Origin of the sequence: Pseudomonas sp. FSL W5-0299, assembly GCF_005930655.1 — a bacterium.
Lineage (GTDB): Bacteria > Pseudomonadota > Gammaproteobacteria > Pseudomonadales > Pseudomonadaceae > Aquipseudomonas > Aquipseudomonas mandelii.
The window spans coordinates 227,676-247,422 of the sequence record NZ_RXHX01000002.1 but is presented as its reverse complement, the minus strand read 5'-3'; the positions used below and the strand labels follow the sequence as shown (position 1 = coordinate 247,422).

Sequence of the window (19,747 nt, the reverse complement as noted above, 5' to 3'; positions counted from 1 at the left end):
TGATGCAGCTTTGCCGACGCTTTCGCGAGCAGGCTCGCTCCCACAGGGTACGCATTCCAATTGTGGGAGCGAGCCTGCTCGCGAATAGGCCGGCACAACCGCCGCAAACCTTTAAACCACCGCCGCCCGACGCTGGACGAACCGGTCCACATACTCATCCGCCGGCGAATGCAGGATCTCTCTCGGCGTGCCCACCTGGATCAGGCGGCCGTCCTTGAGGATCGCGATGCGGTTACCTATGCGCACGGCCTCATCGAGGTCGTGGGTGATAAAGACGATGGTCTTGTGCAGGGTCTTTTGCAGTTCCAGCAACTGGTCCTGCATCTCCGCGCGGATCAACGGATCAAGCGCACTGAAGGCCTCGTCCATCAGGATGATGTCGGTGTCTGCCGCCAGGGCACGGGCCAGGCCCACACGCTGACGCATGCCGCCCGAGAGCTGGTGCGGGTATTTGTTTTCGTAGCCTTTCAGGCCCACGGTATTGATCCAGTGCAGCGCACGCTCGGAGCACATTTGCTTGCTCTCGCCACGCACTTTCAGGCCGTAGGCGACATTGTCGATCACGGTCTTGTGCGGCAGCAGGCCGAAGCTCTGGAACACCATGCTGATCTTGTGCCGGCGAAATTCGCGCAGGGCTTCCATGTCGTATTGCAGGATGTCCACGCCGTCCACCAGGATCGCGCCGCTGGTGGGGTCGATCAGGCGGTTGAAGTGGCGCACCAGGGTCGATTTGCCGGAACCCGAAAGGCCCATGATCACGAAGATTTCGCCGGTGCCGATGCTCAACGACAAGTCGTTCACGCCGACCACGCAGCCGGTTTCGGCCAGCACCTGATCCTTGGTTTTGCCCTGGCCAATCATGCCCAGCGCGTCCTTGGAGCGGTTGCCGAAAATCTTGAAGACGTTTTTGACTTCGATTTTGCTCACGGTTGCGTCGTTCATTTGCTCACCTCATGCCGTGGCCGACCATACGCCTGAGTAATGCGGTCGATGACCACTGCCAGAATCACGATCGCCAGACCGGCTTCCAGGCCACGTCCGACGTTGAGGGTCTGAATCCCCACCAACACGTCTTCACCCAAGCCACGAGCGCCAATCATCGAGGCAATCACCACCATCGACAGGGCCATCATGGTGGTCTGGTTGATCCCGGCCATGATGCTCGGCAGGGCCAGCGGCAGTTGCACGCCAAACAGTTGCTGCCAGCGGTTGGCACCGAAGGCGTTGATCGCTTCCATCACTTCACCGTCCACCTGGCGAATGCCCAGATCAGTCAGGCGGATCAGCGGTGGCGCGGCGTAGATCACGGTAGCGAAAATCGCCGGCACCTTGCCCAGGCCGAACAGCATCAGCACCGGGATCAGGTACACGAAGCTCGGCATGGTCTGCATGATGTCCAGCAAAGGCATCAGCACCGAACGCAGGCGATTGCTGCGTGCCGAGAGAATGCCCAGCGGGATGCCGATCAGCACCGAAATGACTGTGGCCACCATCATCAGCGCCAGGGTCTGCATTAGCTTGTCCCAGAGGCCGACCGCACCCACCAGGAACAGCAGGCCGACGATGACTGCCGTGGTCACCACTTTACGAGTCGCGTGCCAGGCAACGCCCGCCACGATGGCCAGCATCAGCCACCAGGGCGCCGCACGCAGCAACCCTTCAAGATTGACGATGGCCCACAACAGGGTGTCGGAGATATGCCGGAACACATCGCCGTAGTTGGTGACCAGCGAATCGACCCAACCGTTGACCCAGTCGGCGATGGAAAAGGTAAAGCTTTCGGGAAACATAAGAGACTCTCAATCAAGGGGTTGCGATCAAGCACCCGACTGCCGTTGCCGACAGTCGGAGAGGCCCAACCTACAAGGCCGCGTCGATTTTCTTGGCTGCGTCTTCGCTTACCCATGCGTGCCAGACTTCAGGATGTTCCTTCAAGAAGATCTTGGCCAGTTTTGGCGACTCGATCCGCTCTTTGGCCATGCGCCCGAGGTTCTGGTTGAGCAGGTCGATCGGCAGGTTGACCTTTTCCAGCACCGCCACCAGTTCCGGGGCTTGCTCGTGGAACGTCTTGGACAGGCCGACCTTGATGGTCACTTCCTTGTTCACGCCTGGTTTCTCTTCGAGTTTGACCAGATCAACCTGGCCCATCAGCGGGGTGGGCGACCAGTAGTAGAACAGGATCGGCTCGCCACGCTTGTAGCTCGACAGCACTGCGGCATCCAGCGCCGGGCCGGTGCCCGGACGGAAGTTGGTGTAGGTGCTTTCCAGGCCGTAGCTTTTCAGCATTTCGCTGTTGTCGAGTTCACAGGTCCAGCCGGCCGGGCAGTTGTAGAAACGGCCCTTGGAAGGCTCTTCCTGGTCCTTGAACACGGCGGCGTATTTACCCAGGTCGGCGATTGCTTTCAGGTCCGGGGCCTTGGGCTCCAGCTTGCGCTTGGCGTCGCCTTCGATCACGTAGCGCGGCACGTACCAGCCTTCGATTGCGCCAACGACCGGAGCGCCGACACCGACAACCTTGCCGGCCTTCTCGGCCTTGTTCCAGACTTCGCTGCGGCCAACCCACTCTTCGGCAAACACTTGAATGTCGTTGCTGCTCAGGGCGTTTTCCATGGTGATGGAGTTGCCCGGCAGGCTGTCGGTCTTACAGTCGTAGCCCTTCTCCAACACGATTTGCATCACGTCGGTCAGCAGCATGCCGCTTTCCCAGTTCAGGCCGGCGAACTTCACCGGTTTGCCCGACTCGCACCAACCGGCAGCCTGAGTGGCGCCGGCGCTGGCGAGCAGGACCATGGACAGCAATGTGGTCAGCAGGGTCTTGTTCGATTTCATTGTAGTGACGCTCCTAATCATGAATTGGCTTACGGCAGTCAAGAGGCATCCAGCCCTGTCCACGTCCAATCAGGCCTGCGCCGCAGCGCGACCAGCCCCACTTGTTTTTTGTTGTACAACGCTGTCCTGCTCAACCGGCAGAATCAGGTGATCAGGTACCGAGCCGTGCCATTTTTTCGCACAGACGTAGTACAGGGCTGCGGGAAGCACCAGACCGATGATCCAGGAAATATCCACACCACCCAGGGTTTCCACCAGCGGACCGGTATAGAACTTGGTGGCGATGAATGGCAGTTGTACCAGCACACCGAAGACATAGACGCTGATGCCGAGTGGGTTCCAACGGCCATAGCGACCCTTTGGATCGGCCAGCGCCGGCACGTCATAACGCTCGCGAGTGATGCAGTAGTAGTCCACCAGGTTGATCGCACTCCATGGCGTAAAGAACGCCAGCAGGAACAGGATGAAGGACTTGAACGCACCGAGGAACGAGTGCTGACCGAGCAACGCGATCAGGGTGGCGGTACCGACGATGAACAGCACGAACACCAGACGTTGCAAGCGCGATACCTGCAGGTGACCACGGAAACCGCTGATGATGGTCGCGATGCACATGAAGCTGCCGTAGGAGTTCAGCGTGGAGATGGTGACCTTGCCGAACGCGATGCTGAAATACAGCAGCGCAGCGGTGGCACCGGTGCCGCCCAGACCCACGATATAGGCCACTTCGTGGCCGGCGAATTGTCCGTTGGCCGAAGCGGCGGCAAACACGCCGAGGATCATCGCCACCTGTGCACCAATCACCGAACCCGCGCCAGCGGCGAAAAAGGTTTTCACCGAGGAAGTCTTGCTCGGCAGGTAGCGCGAGTAGTCAGCCACGTAAGGACCGAAGGCGATCTGCCAGGATGCCGCGAGGGACACCGCAAGCAGGAAGCTGCTCCAGCTGAAGTGGCGGATTTGCAGGAGTGCACCCACATCAGTCTGGCTCATCAGACGGCTGAACAGATAAACAAAGGCAATCACGCCGATGACGCTGGCGACACGGCCGATGAAATGGATCACCCGATAACCGAGTACCGTGACCAGCACGATGACGCTGGCGAAGATGAGGATACCGACGCTGTCGCTGACGCCAAACAACTGGCCCAGCGCCTGGCCGGAAAGCACGGTTCCCGTTGCGGTGAAGCCCAGGTACATCAGGCAGACCAGCACGATTGGGATGGCCGCACCATAAACGCCGAACTGTACGCGGCTGGAGATCATTTGCGGCAGGCCAAGTTTTGGCCCTTGCGCTGCATGCAACGCCATCACGCCACCGCCCAGCAGTTGACCGATCAGCAGACCGATCAGCGACCAGAACACATCACCGCCCAGCACCACGGCGAGCGCCCCGGTGACAATTGCGGTGATCTGCAGGTTGGCACCCATCCACAGGGTGAACTGGCTTAACAGACGACCGTGTCTTTCCGCTTCCGGGATGTAGTCGATCGAACGTGTCTCGATCAACGGTTTACTGCCTGCACGATCGTCATTAACAGCCATTGTTCAACCTCTGTGGATTGTTTGTCGGTGTTGGTGATCCCTGTAGGAGCGAGCAATGCGGGGCGCCGCATCGCTCGCTCCTACAGGTTTTGCATCAGGCCAAAGCCTGTTTTATTTGCCGGTAATCATCGGCAGGTTCAGCCCTTGTTCCTTGGCGCAGTCGATCGCGATCTGGTAACCGGCATCGGCGTGACGCATGACACCGGTGGCCGGGTCGTTGTGCAGGACGCGAGCGATACGCTCGGCCGCTTCGTCAGTACCGTCGCAGACAATCACCATGCCCGAGTGCTGGGAGAAGCCCATGCCGACGCCGCCGCCGTGGTGCAGGGAAACCCAGGTCGCGCCGCTCGCAGTGTTGAGCAGGGCGTTGAGCAGTGGCCAGTCGGACACGGCGTCGGAGCCATCCTGCATCGATTCGGTTTCACGGTTCGGGCTGGCGACCGAACCGGAGTCCAGGTGGTCGCGACCGATCACGATTGGCGCGGACAACTCACCGCTGCGCACCATTTCGTTGAACGCCAGACCCAGCTTGGCGCGCTGGCCCAGGCCAACCCAGCAGATACGGGCCGGCAGACCCTGGAAGCTGATGCGCTCGCGGGCCATGTCCAGCCAGTTGTGCAGGTGGGCGTCGTCCGGGATCAGCTCTTTAACCTTCGCGTCGGTCTTGTAGATGTCTTCAGCGTTACCCGACAGTGCAGCCCAACGGAATGGACCGATGCCGCGGCAGAACAGCGGACGGATGTAAGCCGGTACAAAACCCGGGAAGTCGAATGCGTTCTCGACGCCTTCTTCTTGCGCCATCTGACGGATGTTGTTGCCGTAGTCGAAGGTCGGAATACCCATCTTCTGGAATTCGAGCATCGCTTTTACGTGCACGGCCATCGATTGCTTGGCGGCTTTGACCACGGCAGCAGGCTCGGTCTTGGCGCGAGCGCGGTACTCTTCCCAGGTCCAGCCGGCTGGCAGGTAACCGTTGAGCGGGTCGTGGGCGCTGGTCTGGTCGGTGACCATGTCCGGGCGCACGCCGCGCTTGACCAGTTCCGGCAGGATTTCTGCCGCGTTACCCAGCAGCGCGATGGAAATCGCCTTGCCTTCCTTGGTGTACTTGGCGATGCGGGCCAGCGCGTCGTCGAGGTCGGTGGCTTGTTCATCGACATAACGGCTGTTCAGGCGGAAATCGATGCTCACCTGCTGGCATTCGATGTTCAGCGAGCAAGCACCGGCCAGTGTTGCAGCCAGAGGCTGAGCGCCACCCATGCCGCCGAGGCCTGCGGTCAGGACCCAACGACCTTTCAGGTCATCGTTGTAATGTTGGCGACCGGCTTCGACGAAGGTTTCGTAAGTGCCCTGGACGATGCCCTGGCTGCCGATGTAAATCCAGCTGCCGGCGGTCATCTGGCCGTACATGGCCAGGCCTTTGGCGTCGAGTTCGTTGAAGTGCTCCCAGCTCGCCCAGTGTGGCACCAGGTTGGAGTTGGCAATCAGCACGCGCGGAGCATTGGTGTGTGTCTTGAACACGCCGACCGGCTTGCCGGATTGCACCAGCAGGGTCTCGTCGTCATTCAGGTTGGTCAGGCTTTCGACGATCTTGTCGTAGCATTCCCAGTTACGCGCCGCACGACCGATACCACCGTAAACCACCAGTTCTTTAGGGTTCTCGGCAACTTCCGGGTCGAGGTTGTTCATCAGCATGCGCAGCGGCGCTTCGGTCAGCCAGCTCTTGGCGGTCAGCTTGTTACCGCGGGCGGCACGGATTTCAACATCACGGTATTTAGTAGGTTTCTGGGTATTGTCAGTCACGAAAAAGACTCCTCAGCGATCAATCCAAACCAACCCTGGCGGTGGGTCAGCCAGCCTGTGCGCACTGTTGCGCCACAAGCGAATCAGTGGACGTTGCGAGGAGTCTCGGTCGACTCATACGCATACGTCTTTACTTGTACATACAAGCATATGCAATCAAGCGGCCAACTTGTTGGAGGGGCGTTCAAGAAAAGTTTTAAACGGGCTGGAAAGCGCCTGGATCAAGGGTTCTGACAAAGATGAAATTTTTCGGGGGATTTTGCGAGGGGGGGTGACTGCTGTTACTTGGGCGTGGTTTTGCGCCACGCTGGGGCGTTCGGTAACAAAGTGGTGCGCAGTTTCGAATCAGTTGATCGTTCCCACGCTCGTGGGAACGATCAGTGGTGGTATTGGATCAGCGTGCAGTCAGCTCGATCACACAGCACGAGCCGTTGCTGGAAACTTCCAGCAGGCCGGTGTTACCACCGAGTTGCAGGCAATCATGGCGACCGAGTTGCGAGGCGCTGTTGCCGACCTTCACGACAAGCTCGTCAGTGACACTAAATATGAGCACGGTGCCAGCCGAGCTGAAAAACCGCTGCTCGCCCTCCAGCCACTGCAACCGAGCGCTATAACGCTGGGGCGCATAAATCAGGTTGAAGTCGCGAATCGGCCCGCCCAGCAATGTGCAAGTGACGCGGCTTTCGCCGCTGAACGCAAAAGGCTCCAACGGTAACAATGGAGGCGTGTCCTGGCCGTCAACCCGCAAGGTCATACCGTCGCCTTGCAACACGGTGATCACCCGCTCATAGCCGGCGAACGTCGAGAATCCGCCGGACTCGCCGATATCGGCAATCGACAGGCGCCAGCCGAAGCCGTCAAGCCCGGTCCCCGCATCGCGGGTGATTTCTTCGGTGCTGCCACCGCCGTTTTTCCACGGCATTCGCGGGTAATCTTTTGCGCGTAGAACCTTCGTTACATTCATTTATGAAACCGACCTTCCAGACGATGACGGGAACCAGGGTGGATCAAACGGGCGGCGGTTACCGGCTGGCGGCCGGACCAGGTGCGGCGCCGAATCAGCAGGCACGGCTCGCCCTTTTCAATCTGCAGCAATTTGCACTCTGAGGCCTCGGCCAGAATCGCCTCGACCACATGCTCGCCTTCGGTCAGCGGCGCGACCTGGTTCAGATAGGCGTAAGGCGTTTGCAGGGTGAAGTCCTGCTTGAGGTAGTCCGGCGCCACCAGCGCGTTGACGAAACGGTCTTCGATTTGCACCGGAATGTCGTTTTCGAAATGCACGATCAGCGAATGGAAAACCCGCTGGCCTTCGCGCATGTCCAGCGCCAAAGCGCGCTCGGAACCAGCGGCCTCTTCTTCGAGGGTGATCACCTTGCAGGTATGGCGATGGCCACGGGAGGCGATTTCGTCGGCGATGTTGTGCACTTCAAACAGCGCGGACTGGCTTTTCGGCTCGGCGACGAACGTGCCGACACCTTGCATGCGCACCAGCAGACCGTCGGCGGTCATCTCGCGCAGGGCGCGGTTGATGGTCATGCGGCTGAAACCGAGTTGGCTGACCAGCTCGCTTTCCGACGGAACGCGGTAGTGCGGCGGCCAGTTTCCACTGTCGATTTGCTGGGTGATCATCTGTTTGACGCGGGCGTACAAGGGCGCCGGACTGTCGCCCATGTTCGCGGCCAACGGTGACACTGGGGGCGGAGTCGGCACGGTTAATCCTTGGTCGTCTGTTAGAAGTCGCTAGCTTGCCGGAGTTTACCGAGCAGGCAAACGTCTGTATATGTATATACAAATAACACACGATGGGGTTCTGAACCATGTCCGCCTTCTTTGCCGAACGCGCGCTGCTGCCTAGTGGATGGGCCAACAATGTACGTCTTGAGGTCAGCGCCGAGGGCGTTTTGACCCATATCCAGGCCGATTCCAACGCAGATGGCGCCGAACGGCTGAGCGGTCCGCTGCTGCCGGGGATGCCGAATCTGCATTCCCACGCCTTCCAGCGGGCCATGGCCGGGCTGGCGGAAGTGGCGGGCAATCCGAATGACAGTTTCTGGACCTGGCGCGACTTGATGTATCGCCTCGTCGGAAAAATCAGCCCGGATCAACTCGGCGTCATTGCTCGTCAGCTGTACATCGAAATGCTCAAGGCCGGTTACACCTCGGTCGCGGAATTTCATTATGTGCATCACGACACCAACGGCCAGCCTTACGCAGATCCCGCTGAACTGGCGCTGCGCATCAGCCAGGCGGCCAGTTCCGCCGGTATCGGTCTGACCTTGCTTCCGGTGCTTTACAGCCATTCCGGTTTCGGCGGCCAGGCGCCGAACGACGGTCAGCGCCGCTTCATCAACAGCACCGAGAACTACCTCACGCTTCAGTCGCGTTTGCAGCCGATCCTGGCGCAGCAACCGGCGCAGTCGCTGGGCTTGTGTTTCCACTCGTTGCGCGCGGTAACACCGCAGCAGATCAGCGAAGTGCTGGCGGCCAGCGACAAGCAGTGCCCAGTGCACATTCATATCGCTGAACAGCAGAAGGAAGTCGATGACTGCCTGAGTTGGAGCGGTCGTCGTCCTCTGCAATGGCTGTACGAAAACACCGAGGTCGACCAGCGCTGGTGCCTGGTCCACGCGACCCATGCCAATCCGGAAGAAGTCACGTTGATGGCCAAGAGTCGCGCCATCGCCGGTCTGTGCCTGACCACCGAAGCCAACCTCGGCGACGGGATTTTCCCGGCGGTGGATTTCCTCGCGCAGGGTGGACGCATGGGTATCGGGTCCGACAGCCATGTGTCATTGAGCGTTGTGGAAGAGTTGCGTTGGCTGGAATACGGCCAGCGCCTGCGCGATCAGCGGCGTAATCGGCTGTATGGCGCGGATCAGCCGATGGTTGGCCGCACGCTATATGACGCTGCGCTGGATGGCGGCGCTCAGGCGCTCGGGCAGCCGATCGGTGCACTGGAAGTTGGTAAACGTGCGGATTGGCTGGTGCTGGACGGCAACGATCCGTACCTGGCAACGGCCAGCGGTGACGGGATTCTCAATCGCTGGTTGTTTGCCGGCGGCGATCGCCAGGTGCGCGATGTGCTGGTCAATGGCCAGTGGGTGGTGCGTGACGGGCGTCATGCAGCAGAAGAAGAAAGTAACCGCGCGTTTACCCAAGTCCTGCGCGACCTCCTGGGCTGACACAAACGAAATGTGGGAGCGAGCCTGCTCGCGACAGGGCGATCAAATTCAACAGAAGTGTTGACTGATACTCCGCTATCGCGAGCAGGCTCGCTCCCACATTTGTTCTTTACTAGCCGTCAGTTCGAGGTCTTGGCCATCTGCGTATCCGACGCGCGCCAGATCAGCCGCGTAGTGTCGTAGCCTTGCTGACGCGCCTTGCTCAGCAGTTCTTCACGCACTACACCGTTGACCGTCGGCGTGCGCGACAGCAGCCACAGGTACTTGCGGCTCGGGTCACCGACGATGGCGGTCTTGTAATCGTCGCTGACGTAAAGCACCCAGTATTCCCCCTTCGCCACACCTGGCAGCAAGCGCGAGAACCAGGTATCGAACTCGACCCACAACTTGTCGGTCTTGCCCGGCACTTGTGGATAAGCCGTGCCCTTGGCCTCTTCCCATTGCCAATCCGCCGTCAGGCAGCGGTTCAGCACCTGCACCTTGCCGTCGGGATTGAGCGTGTAATGGGCTTCGGATTGTGCGCAATTGCGTTGGAAATACATCGGCAGGCGGGCCAACTCGTACCAGGTGCCCTGGTATTTCTTGAGATTGACGCTGTTGACGGTTTTCGGCGCCAACGGATCTGTGCCAGAAGTGGCGCAGCCGGCCAATACCAGGCCGGCAAAAAGGAGTATCAATAACCGCTTCATTGTTTTTCTCCCGTGGGCGCGTAGCCCCGGATTACTTCAGGCCTTGGCCGGAAAACATCAGTACTTTGTCACCGGCATACTGCACGCTGATAAAGCTGTTCTTGTCACCCCAGGTGCAACTGGACATGCCGAGCGCGCCCGAGCAATCAGTGGCTTTACCCAACAAGGCTTCAACCTCTGCCTTGGGCATGCCGGCCGACAGTTTCGAATAGTTTTCCTGATTGACCTTGCTGCATGCGGCCAACAACACGCAGAACGAGAGCAGGGCGATAGAACGCAGCGACATGGTGTAGCTCCTGGGGCGAGGGGGGAATGGCATGGCTGCCAAGCAGAAGCTTAGAAGAGAAAACCCCCATCTGGTTCCCCGACCGCCCGGCTATTTATCGGGCCGCTCGTCTGCCTTTTTTCGAAAAATCAGCAACTTTCCTGCGCCGCTGAGTATTTCATCGGTTTTCGCCAAAACACGCCTAATCTTTGGCGCTGGCCAGTCGACATAGAAGCAGCGCAAAGCCCTCGACTGTGGCAAATTGACGCCCCCTCGCTGACCAGCCCCTCCGCGGTAGTGCACTTAATGACCAGAAACATGAAATTCAGCCACAAGATCCTGCTGGCAGCCGCCCTCGTGGTCGCTGTTGCGTTTGCCTGCTTCATCCTGTTCAACGACTACCGTCAGCGCCAGACCTTGCGCAGCAGTACCGAATCCTCGATGCAGGAACTCGGCAGCCTGACCACCCGCAACATCCAGACCTGGCTGGAAAGCCGCATCCAGTTGCTGCAATCGTTGTCCCAGCAGATCACAGTGGACGGCAGCACACCCGCCAGCCTCAAACGCGCCATCGACTTGCCGGCCTACACCGGCAACTTCCAGCTGAGCTACTTCGGTGGCACTGACGGCGTGATGTTCTCGATCCCGGCGGGCAATCGTGCGGCAGACTACGATCCTCGCGCACGTGGCTGGTACAAGGCGGCCAACAGCGCGCAACAGACCATCGTCACCGAACCGTACATCGCCGCCTCGTCCGGCAAACTGGTGATCACCGTGGCCACGCCGGTGCAGCATCAGAGCCAGATGATCGGCGTCGCCGGTGCGGACATCGACCTGTCGAGCGTCAGCGCAATCATCAACTCGCTGAACTTCGGCGGTCACGGCCACGCGTTCATCGTCAGCGCCGACGGCAAGATCCTGATCCACCCGGACAGCAAACTGGTGCTCAAGAGCCTCGCCGAGGCCTACCCGAACGGCGCACCAAAAGTCAGCCCGGGCATGAAAGAAGTCGAGCTCGACGGCAAGACCCAGTTCATCTCCTTTACCCACGTCAACGGTGTGCCCTCGGCCGACTGGTACGTGGCGCTGGTGCTGGACCAGGACACCGCGTTCTCGATGCTCAGCGAATTCCGTACCTCGGCGATCATTGCCATGGTCATCGCCGTAGTCATCATCATCGCGTTGCTGGGCATGTTGATCAGCTTTCTGATGCAGCCGCTGCTGACCATGGGCCGCGCCATGCATGACATCGCCGAAGGCGAAGGTGACCTGACCAAACGCCTGACCATCCACGGCCACGATGAATTCGGTGCCTTGGGCACCTCGTTCAACCGCTTCGTGGAACGTATTCACACCTCGATCCGCGAAGTGTCCTCGGCCACCGGCCAGGTCAACGAAGTCGCCTTGCGTGTGGTTGCCGCGTCGAACTCGTCAATGTTCAATTCCGATCAGCAAGCCTCGCGCACCAGCAGCGTGGCTGCAGCGATCAACGAACTGGGCGCTGCTGCACAGGAAATCGCCCAGAACGCCGCCCTCGCCTCCCAGCATTCGAGCGATGCCCGCGCGTTGGCCGAAGAAGGTCAGCAAGTGGTGGATAAAACCATCGCGGCGATGCAGCAGCTCTCGGCGAAGATCAGCGATTCGTGCGGCAACATCGAAACGCTCAACAGCAACACGGTGAACATCGGGCAGATTCTGGAAGTGATCACCAGCATCTCGCAGCAAACCAATTTGCTGGCATTGAACGCCGCCATCGAAGCTGCCCGCGCCGGTGAAGCCGGACGTGGTTTTGCCGTGGTTGCGGACGAAGTGCGCAACCTCGCCCATCGCACTCAGGATTCGGCGCAGCAAGTGCAAAAGATGATCGAGGAACTGCAAGTCGGCGCCCGGGAAGCGGTGAGCACCATGACCGACAGCCAGCGCCAGAGCGAAAGCAGCGTCGGCATCGCCAACCAGGCCGGTGAGCGTCTGGGCAGCGTGACCCAGCGTATTGGGGAGATCGACGGAATGAACCAGTCCGTGGCGACCGCGACTGAAGAGCAGACCGCTGTGGTGGAGTCGATCAATGTCGACATTACCGAGATCAATACCTTGAACCAGGAAGGGGTGGAGAACTTGCAGTCGACATTGCGTGCATGTGCGGACCTTGAGCAGCAGGCGGCACGGTTGAAGCAGTTGGTGGGCAGCTTCCGGATTTAAGCGGCTTTCACTGGCCCCATCGCCAGCAGGCTGGCTCCCACAGGGGATTGTGAACGACACAAACCCAATGTGGGAGCCAGCCTGCTGGCGATGGCGGCATCAGCTACAGCAGAAAACTAAAAGCGAGAACCAGGCCCGGAAAGAAACGCCAGCTCTTCAGCCGTAGACTCCCTTCCCAACACCGCATTCCTGTGCGGAAACCGCCCAAACCGCGCAATCACCTTCTGGTGCTTTTCGGCGTAATTCAGGTAATCGGTAAACAAAGCCTGATCACCCTCCGGTTGTTGTTTAACCAGATCGATGTACCGCGAAACCGCCTCGTTCTGCACCGCCAGATTCTCGCAATGTTCAAACACCAGGTAGATAAACACCCGCTGAATCGGCCGCAACTGCCGATCGAAATCCGCAGCAATGCCTTGCGCCACCAGTGCCTGAGCCCTGAGATCGCCTGAAAAGGATTTGGGGGTGTCGCGAAAGATCATTCGCGGGAGCTGATCGAGCAGCAGCACCAAGGCCAGCCAACCTTCGGGGCGTTGCGCCCATTCAGTCAATCCGCCGGCCAGTGCCTGCTCGACCCAGTCCCCGAAACGCGTCTGCGCTTCGAGGTCCTGGCTGTCGCGCTTGCCGAACCATAACTTGCCCTTGTCAGCCGCTATGTCTTGGGGGGATTCGAAGGTTCCGAACCACCACTCGAGCAACGGCTGCCAGGGCGCGGTCATGGTTTATTCCTTGTGGTAAGCCGTGACGCGTTCGACTTCTTCTTTCGAACCGAGGAACACCGCAACACGCTGGTGCAAGCCCTCAGGCTTGATGTCGAGGATGCGCTGATGGCCATCGGTGGAAGCGCCGCCAGCCTGCTCAACCAGGAACGACATCGGGTTGGCTTCGTACATCAGACGCAGTTTGCCCGGCTTGGACGGCTCGCGGTTGTCGCGTGGGTACATGAACAGACCGCCACGGGTCAGGATACGGTGTACGTCGGCAACCATCGCCGCGACCCAGCGCATGTTGTAGTTCTTTTTCAGCGGGCCTTCATCGCCAGCCAGCAATTCGTCGACATAACGTTGTACCGGCGCTTCCCAGTGACGCTTGTTGGACGAGTTGATCGCAAATTCCTGCGTGGACTCAGGGATCGTGATGTCTTCATGGGTCAGCACGAAGCTGCCCATTTCACGGTCCAGGGTAAAGCCCTTCACGCCATTGCCCAGGGTCAGCACCAGCATGGTCTGTGGACCGTAAATCGCATAACCGGCGGCAACCTGCTGAGTGCCTGGCTGCAGGAAGGCCTTTTCGTTCAAAGGCTCGTTCTGGGTCAGGTATTCGTTCGGGCAACGCAGCACCGAGAAGATCGTACCGACCGGCGCGTTGATGTCGATGTTCGACGAACCATCCAGTGGGTCGAATACCAGCAGGTACGCGCCTTTCGGGTATTTGCCCGGGATCTGGTAGGCATTATCCATTTCTTCGGATGCCATGCCGGCCAGGTGACCGCCCCATTCGTTGGCTTCGAGCAGGATGTCGTTGGACATCACATCAAGCTTCTTCTGCACTTCGCCTTGGACGTTTTCAGTGCCCATGCTGCCCAGAACGCCGCCCAGGGCGCCCTTGGATACGGCGTGGCTGATTTCCTTGCAAGCACGCGCCACCACTTCGATCAGGAAACGCAGATCGGCAGGGGTGTTGTTGCTACGGGTCTGCTCAATCAAATAGCGACTCAGGGTAACGCGGGACATGGAAGGCTCCGGTGGAATTGGGGGCTAAAAACCCGCGCAGTTTAACGCGAGTCGAGGCGCATTTCCTCCTATCAGACGTGATACGCCCAATAGAGTTCATGCGCGGGGTTGAGCGTAGCCGTAAATGAACTCTATGGCGGCGAGGGAGCTTGCTCCCGTTGGGGTGCGAAGCGGCCCCCTGAAGCATTCGCCGCCATTTGTCCGAGAACATGCAGCCGCAGAAGTTACGACTGCTTCGCAGTCGAACGGGAGCAAGCTCCCTCGCCACAGGTTCAGGGTTTAACGGGGGGCTTGCGCAGCAAACTGAACGCCATCGCTGCGAGAAACAGCACGCTCAGCAGCAACACCCCCCACAACCCGAACTTCTTCCAGTCCGTGTCCGCTGTCGCGGCCGCCGTCACCGTGGAGGAGTTGCTCACCACTGCCGCACCCTCCACCGAAGCCTTGCCCAGCGCCGCCCACTTGGCCGCGCTGTAATCCGGGATCAGCGTCGACAACGGCAGGTTCGCCGCCCTCACCGTCGCACTCCCCAGCGCCAGCGTATAAGGCCCCGCCCCACGTGCCAGGAACACCAATTGCGTCGAGCGCACAGCAAACTTCAACGTCGGCGCTTCAGCACCCAAGCCACCGCCGCGCTCATCCACGACCAGCTTCAACTGCTGCACGGTTTGCCCCGACAGCTGCAATTCGTTCTGCACCACGTCCTGGCCACTCTGGGTCAGGCGATAGAGCAATCCGCTGGTCAGCGGCTGCCACGGCAGGCTGCTTTCGCGACGACCGGACAACGTCACCGGCGCCAGGCTGTTGGGCTGACTCAGCTCGACCTGGACCCGCTCGACATTCAGCCCCATCGGCAACTGCCAGGTGTACTCACCCGCCTTCACGCTGCTGCCCGCCAGCGGCTGCGACCAGACCAACGGCAGCGGCAGACTGCGGGGACTCGCGCTTTGCAGCTGCGCAGACGTCAGCGTCGGTGCCAATTGCGGTGAATTCCACAGCAGGCGCAGATAACGCGCCGATAGCCCCGGCAAGCCGACTTCATGCTGCTCGACCCGTTCATCGGCAAACGTCAGCCGCGCCACCTGGCCTTCGCCCCACGACTGCCAATGCTGCAAGTCGTCGCTGGCCTCGATGGTGAAACGCTGAAAGCCATCGCGCTCGCTGGTCCAGTCGAGGATCAACTGCTGCAACGGCGCCTTGATGGCGCTGGCGTCGAGCAACCAGCCGCGCAGCACTTCTTCGCCCGCCTCCAGCTGACTGGACGGTTGCACTTCGACCAACGTGCCGTTCGCGTTCGATTGCACGCGGATGCCCGGCGCACGCTCCGTGGCGTCCGCCGAGGTGTACAGCGGGAACCACTTCACATCGGTCAGCGTGCGATTTTCCCGGGTTGACGCCGCCTCGCGAGCCAAGGCGTAGGCCTGGGCCTCACCGGCAGCGTTGAACACGCGAACATCGCTGAGGTCCGTTTGCCGCGCATTGAGTTGCACGCTCAAGGGCAATTCGATGCGATACCAAGGCCCTTCGCCGCTCACCGACAACGGCACGTGCGTGGCAAAGTCCGCCGGTTTTTCCTGAGCGCTGGCGGACAGCGCCACACCCAACGCAACAGCGCCCAACCAGCCCAGGTTCAACTTCTGACTCAAGACGACACTCCTTCGGTTTCAGGGGCCGGCCTTTCAGCGTCGGCTCCGCCTTGGCGCGCAGCCTCGGCGCGCTTGGGCGGCAGCGGCGCGAAATAGCCCACCACCAGCAGCAACACGCCGACGCCGATAAACGACACAATCCGCGCAAGGCCGCCACGGTTACTCAGTTCGACAAAGAACAGTTTGGCCACCACCACGCCAATCAGCGCGGCGCCGATCAGCCAGACTTCACGGCGATGACGCAGATGGCCGCCGATCATCAGGCTCAGCGCCATCAGGGTCCAGACAATAGACAGCCCCGCCTGCACCAGCATCGATTCAAGCAACGCATCGAGCTCGAACGGCACACCGCCCCAATGGTGCGCGGTGCGCATCACCAGTGCGGTGAAGAACGCGAACAGCCAGACCCCGGCGATCAGTTGCGTGGCGTGCTCTATGTAATCTTTGCGAATCGCCAGTTGCGTCACGGCGCTGCGGGACCAGACGTAGACGCCGAACAGCGCAAACAGCAGACCCAACTCCAACGGATTGACCAGCGGCACATAGGGCAGCGGCTCGGCCGTGCCGTCGCTGACGATATTCGCCAGCCAGAACCAGCCGAGCATCAGCAGCGCCAACGGTGCCGCCGCATAAAAACGGTACTCGCGTGGATACGCCGAAACAGGCCAAGGCCCATTGCGTGGCGCCGCCATCAGCACCAGATACAGACTCGGCAGGATCGCCCAACCCAGCCAGCGCCAGGCGTTGTACTGCTCGGACAACAGCAGCAAACCGTAACGCAGCTCCAAGGCCAGCACACCGATCAACAGCCAGCAGCCGAGCACATGAGCGGTGCTCAGGGCACGCGCCGGCAACATCGGCGCCAGACGTCGCAGGGAGATGAAATGCACGACGAACACGGCCGCCCACACCAGCCAACCGAAATTGGCTGCCGGGTGATAACGCGAGTGCCACGCGGCGAGCAGTACCAGACCGGCAGCGGGCATCAGCAAGGTGCAAAGCAGGCCCAGCGACGACCAATTCAAGCGCAGCGCCAACACCGCCCACAGCGCCACGCTCAAGGCGGCAACCGCCAGCAACAAGGTTGCTTGCAGATTCAGCGGTGCAAAACGCAGCACTTCGCTGATCCACGCCAGCGCCCACCAGCCTGCGCCCCACACCAGCAGCACTTCGGACAAACGCTGCAAGCTCAGCACATCAAACGCCGAGGCATGGTTGCCAAGTTGCAAGCGCCACGCTCCGACCATCGCGGCCAGGCCCAACACCAGCGGCGTCCAGAAACCGCTGTGGGCCAGAGGTTTCAACCCTTCGCTGGCCAGCGGCCCGAGCAGGTCCGGCCCCGCGAACAGGAACGCCGCGCCGCCAATCAACTGCAAAAGCAAACCGAAGACAAAACTCACGCGCTGCTTGAGGTACAGGCTCAGCCAAATGATGAACAAGCCACTGGCCGCCCACACCGCACTCGCGGTCTGCCAGGGCAGCACGAACAGCACCGCCAGGTTGATCAGCACCAGACCCGCCAGCAACACCACCGACAAGCCGCGCAGTAGCCGGACATCGCTGCGCACCATCTCATCACGCGCGGCGAGCAACATGCCGGCGATCAGCGCGAGGCCGATCAAAGACGCGCTGAGCAAACCGCTCCAACCCGCGCTGAACACGGCGCCAGACTCACCGCTGGAACCTTGCAAGCGCAGCAGGAACAACGCACCGCCAAGCAATTGCACAGCAAACGCGGTGAACAGGAACGTGCGTGATTGCAGACGCAGACCGACAAACAACGTCGCCAACCCCGCCAGCGCCCAACTGATCGCGGTGCCGTGGGTCAGGAAGAACAATGGCGCCAACAGATAGAGGAAGGTCAGGCCCAGGCAAGCCAACACCGGCCGCCCTTTGCGCTCCCATTCCGATGTCTGTTCGGGCAGGGCTTTGCGCAATTGATAGAAGCTGAACAACAACGCCACGCCGAGCATCAACGCGCCCAGCGGAGCGCCGTCGAGCAAACTGCCGTCGCCGATGCGCAATTCGCTGACAAACGCGATGGCCGAGCCCAGTTGCAGCAGCAAGGCAAACGCACGAGCCAGCGGTCGTTGCTGACGCAGGCCGAGCCAGAAAATGCCCGCGCCCTCGACCGCCCAAGCGGCAGCCGTCCAGCGCGCGTCGAGCCCCAGCGGAATCGCCAGGCTGGCGAAGATCACGCCCAGCGCCAAACAGGTTTCCGCGAGCAGCAATGCGCGGCCGCCCATCAGGAAACGCGCCAGGCCCATGTAGATCATGCCCAAGGCCAAGGCACTGAACGCTGCGGCAAATTCCAAATGCTGAACCAGCGCGAACTGCAATCCGAAGCCCACCAGCGGCGGGCCGAACAGCATCGTGCCGTCGACGTAATCGCCCTTGCGCGCCGACCAGCGCAGCAGCGCCTCACGGCTATCGTCCTCGGGGGCGTCGCTCATCTCCAGCAACTTGCGCCGGGCAAACAGCAGACCGATGGCCAGGTACATCAGGAAGAACAGCACCAGAAACGGTTCAGTGCTCCACAGCAATTCCGGTGTGTAGGAGCGCAGGCCCCAGGCGAAACCGATGCCGAAGGTGCCGACGAAACCGATCAGGTTCAGCAGTCGCCAGGCCTTGAACCAGGCGATGGCGAGGATGCCGGCGTTGAGCAAGGCGAAGTAGCTGAACAGCGCGACGTGGTTGCCGGCGCCGGTGGAAGTCAGGATCGGTGCCGCGAAGCCGCCGAGTGCAGCGGCCGCGGCCAGGCCCAACGCATCCTGGGTGATGGCGAGAATCGCCGAGAACACCGTGACCGCGACCAGCAGGCCCAGGGCGGCGCTTGGATCGAGCAACGGGTGCAGGCGCATCGCGGCAAACACCGTCAGGTACAACACGGCGATGCCAGTGCCTTGCAGCATCAGCGCGTAATTGCTGTTGCGTGTCCTGAGCCACCAACCCAGACCAAGCAGGCCCAACGCAGCGGCCGCAACCCCGGCGTAACGCAGTTCGATCGGCACCACCATGCCTTCGGTGGCATACCGCAGCAAGAACGCCAGACCGAGGAACAACAGCACCACGCCGACCCGCAGAACGGTGTTGCCGCCGAACAGCCAGTTGCGAGCGCCGCTGATGGCCCGCTCGATGAAGTTCGGGCCACGCGGGACGGCGGGTTGTTGCGGTTCGCGGGTAACAGGCTCGGGTTTCCAGACATCGTCGGGCAGCGGACGGCTGGTTTGCGCCGGCGTTGCGCTCATCGGCTCGAGTTCGGGCGGAAGATCCCAGATCAGCTCGGGGGTTTCGACAGGAATGTCATCGAGGGTGAATTCAGGCGACGGAGCGGCTTCGCTGGCAACCGGCTCGCCGGTTTCAGGCGTTGTGACGCCCGGCACCTCCAACAATGCCAGGCGTTGCTGCACGCCATTGAGCGCAACCTGCGCCTGCTCCAGCAGACGACGCTGCTCGGTCGCTTCTAAATCCAGGCGGCCGATACGAATGGCCTGCCCTATTCCCAACCCGAGCAGCGCACCCAATAGCGCATCGCTGAATGACTCATCGAGTATCCAACCCAGCACCAGCCCAATCAGCATGAACATCCATTGCATGGTCGATATCCCTAAGCGGCCCCGCTGCGGGGCGAATCCGGGTGAAGCAGTCTCTGGCTGAGTCTAGTGTGAAACCGCACAAACCTGTGGGAGCGAGCCTGCTCGCGAAGGGGCCATGACATTCAGCATTGACGTTGAATGTCAGACCGCTTTCGCGAGCAGGCTCGCTCCCACAATGGATTGCCAGTGCCTGCTGCCCGGTGAAACTGGGGCTTAGTATATCGATCAGGCCCAACAACCGCCGGGCCTTGCTCGCAATTATTGCT

Annotated in this window: 15 protein-coding genes and 1 pseudogene; 3 read left to right on the top strand and 13 right to left on the bottom strand. The window is 60.7% G+C overall.

Annotated features, from left to right (window positions below; all coding sequences use genetic code 11):
- Positions 1-111 precede the first annotated feature (111 nt).
- From FHL16_RS04890 to hutC, 7 genes are all read right to left on the bottom strand, one after another.
- Entirely contained in the window at positions 112-942 is an 831-nt protein-coding gene (locus tag FHL16_RS04890; protein ID WP_010464516.1) for a quaternary amine ABC transporter ATP-binding protein, read from the bottom strand.
- The gene (locus FHL16_RS04885) at positions 939-1,790 is read right to left on the bottom strand and encodes an ABC transporter permease (RefSeq protein ID WP_010464518.1); all 852 of its coding nucleotides are present in this window, start codon (positions 1,788-1,790) and stop codon (positions 939-941) included. Before FHL16_RS04885 ends, FHL16_RS04890 begins: the two co-directional genes overlap by 4 nt.
- 70 nt (positions 1,791-1,860) lie before the next feature.
- Complete coding sequence (locus FHL16_RS04880) at positions 1,861-2,829, bottom strand: ABC transporter substrate-binding protein (protein WP_077747602.1); 969 nt, start codon at positions 2,827-2,829, stop codon at positions 1,861-1,863.
- Positions 2,830-2,898: 69 nt separating this feature from the next.
- Positions 2,899-4,371: a purine-cytosine permease family protein gene (locus tag FHL16_RS04875; RefSeq protein WP_077747601.1), complete on the bottom strand. Its 1,473-nt coding sequence runs from the start codon at positions 4,369-4,371 to the stop codon at positions 2,899-2,901.
- Between the two features lie 111 nt (positions 4,372-4,482).
- Complete coding sequence (gene hutU / locus FHL16_RS04870) at positions 4,483-6,171, bottom strand: urocanate hydratase (RefSeq protein WP_010464525.1); 1,689 nt, start codon at positions 6,169-6,171, stop codon at positions 4,483-4,485.
- A gap of 394 nt (positions 6,172-6,565) precedes the next feature.
- On the bottom strand, positions 6,566-7,135 hold the full coding sequence (locus FHL16_RS04865; RefSeq protein WP_077747600.1) for a HutD/Ves family protein: 570 nt from the start codon (positions 7,133-7,135) through the stop codon (positions 6,566-6,568).
- Complete coding sequence (hutC, locus tag FHL16_RS04860; RefSeq protein WP_154505298.1) at positions 7,132-7,842, bottom strand: histidine utilization repressor; 711 nt, start codon at positions 7,840-7,842, stop codon at positions 7,132-7,134. The genes FHL16_RS04865 and hutC overlap by 4 nt, the downstream gene beginning before the upstream one ends.
- 146 nt (positions 7,843-7,988) lie before the next feature.
- On the opposite strand from hutC, the gene FHL16_RS04855 reads away from it, so the two are divergent.
- Positions 7,989-9,353, top strand: coding sequence for a formimidoylglutamate deiminase (locus tag FHL16_RS04855; RefSeq protein ID WP_077747599.1), 1,365 nt, complete (start codon positions 7,989-7,991; stop codon positions 9,351-9,353).
- Positions 9,354-9,472: 119 nt separating this feature from the next.
- On the opposite strand, the gene FHL16_RS04850 is transcribed toward FHL16_RS04855, so the two are convergent.
- Both FHL16_RS04850 and FHL16_RS04845 read right to left on the bottom strand, forming a co-directional pair.
- Positions 9,473-10,042: a lipocalin family protein gene (locus FHL16_RS04850; RefSeq protein ID WP_010464533.1), complete on the bottom strand. Its 570-nt coding sequence runs from the start codon at positions 10,040-10,042 to the stop codon at positions 9,473-9,475.
- 31 nt (positions 10,043-10,073) lie between these two features.
- The gene (locus FHL16_RS04845) at positions 10,074-10,328 is read right to left on the bottom strand and encodes a hypothetical protein (RefSeq protein ID WP_010464535.1); all 255 of its coding nucleotides are present in this window, start codon (positions 10,326-10,328) and stop codon (positions 10,074-10,076) included.
- 285 nt (positions 10,329-10,613) lie between these two features.
- Here FHL16_RS04845 and FHL16_RS34905 point away from each other — a divergent pair.
- Both FHL16_RS34905 and FHL16_RS34900 read left to right on the top strand, forming a co-directional pair.
- Positions 10,614-11,648, top strand: a pseudogene (locus FHL16_RS34905) (HAMP domain-containing protein); the annotation flags it as partial.
- Positions 11,649-11,741: 93 nt separating this feature from the next.
- Positions 11,742-12,506: a methyl-accepting chemotaxis protein gene (locus tag FHL16_RS34900; RefSeq protein ID WP_370655188.1), complete on the top strand. Its 765-nt coding sequence runs from the start codon at positions 11,742-11,744 to the stop codon at positions 12,504-12,506.
- A gap of 116 nt (positions 12,507-12,622) precedes the next feature.
- On the opposite strand, the gene FHL16_RS04835 is transcribed toward FHL16_RS34900, so the two are convergent.
- From FHL16_RS04835 to FHL16_RS04820, 4 genes are all read right to left on the bottom strand, one after another.
- On the bottom strand, positions 12,623-13,225 hold the full coding sequence (locus FHL16_RS04835) for a DUF924 family protein (RefSeq protein WP_077747597.1): 603 nt from the start codon (positions 13,223-13,225) through the stop codon (positions 12,623-12,625).
- Between the two features lie 3 nt (positions 13,226-13,228).
- Positions 13,229-14,239 carry a class 1 fructose-bisphosphatase gene (locus FHL16_RS04830; protein WP_010464542.1) on the bottom strand — a complete coding sequence of 337 codons (1,011 nt, stop codon included), beginning with the start codon at positions 14,237-14,239 and terminating at the stop codon, positions 13,229-13,231.
- Between the two features lie 272 nt (positions 14,240-14,511).
- The gene (locus FHL16_RS04825; RefSeq protein WP_077747596.1) at positions 14,512-15,885 is read right to left on the bottom strand and encodes a DUF3999 domain-containing protein; all 1,374 of its coding nucleotides are present in this window, start codon (positions 15,883-15,885) and stop codon (positions 14,512-14,514) included.
- Positions 15,882-19,481 carry a DUF2339 domain-containing protein gene (locus FHL16_RS04820; protein ID WP_077747595.1) on the bottom strand — a complete coding sequence of 1,200 codons (3,600 nt, stop codon included), beginning with the start codon at positions 19,479-19,481 and terminating at the stop codon, positions 15,882-15,884. The genes FHL16_RS04825 and FHL16_RS04820 overlap by 4 nt, the downstream gene beginning before the upstream one ends.
- Positions 19,482-19,747 lie beyond the last annotated feature (266 nt).

Bases quoted from the DNA above. Each gene is read 5' to 3' on its own strand.
- FHL16_RS04890 (WP_010464516.1), bottom strand. From the start codon at position 942: ATGAACGACGCAACCGTGAGCAAAATCGAAGTCAAAAACGTCTTCAAG.
- FHL16_RS04885 (WP_010464518.1), bottom strand. From the start codon at position 1,790: ATGTTTCCCGAAAGCTTTACCTTTTCCATCGCCGACTGGGTCAACGGT.
- FHL16_RS04880 (WP_077747602.1), bottom strand. From the start codon at position 2,829: ATGAAATCGAACAAGACCCTGCTGACCACATTGCTGTCCATGGTCCTG.
- FHL16_RS04875 (WP_077747601.1), bottom strand. From the start codon at position 4,371: ATGGCTGTTAATGACGATCGTGCAGGCAGTAAACCGTTGATCGAGACA.
- FHL16_RS04865 (WP_077747600.1), bottom strand. From the start codon at position 7,135: ATGAATGTAACGAAGGTTCTACGCGCAAAAGATTACCCGCGAATGCCG.
- hutC (WP_154505298.1), bottom strand. From the start codon at position 7,842: ATGGGCGACAGTCCGGCGCCCTTGTACGCCCGCGTCAAACAGATGATC.
- FHL16_RS04855 (WP_077747599.1), top strand. From the start codon at position 7,989: ATGTCCGCCTTCTTTGCCGAACGCGCGCTGCTGCCTAGTGGATGGGCC.
- FHL16_RS04850 (WP_010464533.1), bottom strand. From the start codon at position 10,042: ATGAAGCGGTTATTGATACTCCTTTTTGCCGGCCTGGTATTGGCCGGC.
- FHL16_RS04845 (WP_010464535.1), bottom strand. From the start codon at position 10,328: ATGTCGCTGCGTTCTATCGCCCTGCTCTCGTTCTGCGTGTTGTTGGCC.
- FHL16_RS34900 (WP_370655188.1), top strand. From the start codon at position 11,742: ATGTTCAATTCCGATCAGCAAGCCTCGCGCACCAGCAGCGTGGCTGCA.
- FHL16_RS04835 (WP_077747597.1), bottom strand. From the start codon at position 13,225: ATGACCGCGCCCTGGCAGCCGTTGCTCGAGTGGTGGTTCGGAACCTTC.
- FHL16_RS04830 (WP_010464542.1), bottom strand. From the start codon at position 14,239: ATGTCCCGCGTTACCCTGAGTCGCTATTTGATTGAGCAGACCCGTAGC.
- FHL16_RS04820 (WP_077747595.1), bottom strand. From the start codon at position 19,481: ATGCAATGGATGTTCATGCTGATTGGGCTGGTGCTGGGTTGGATACTC.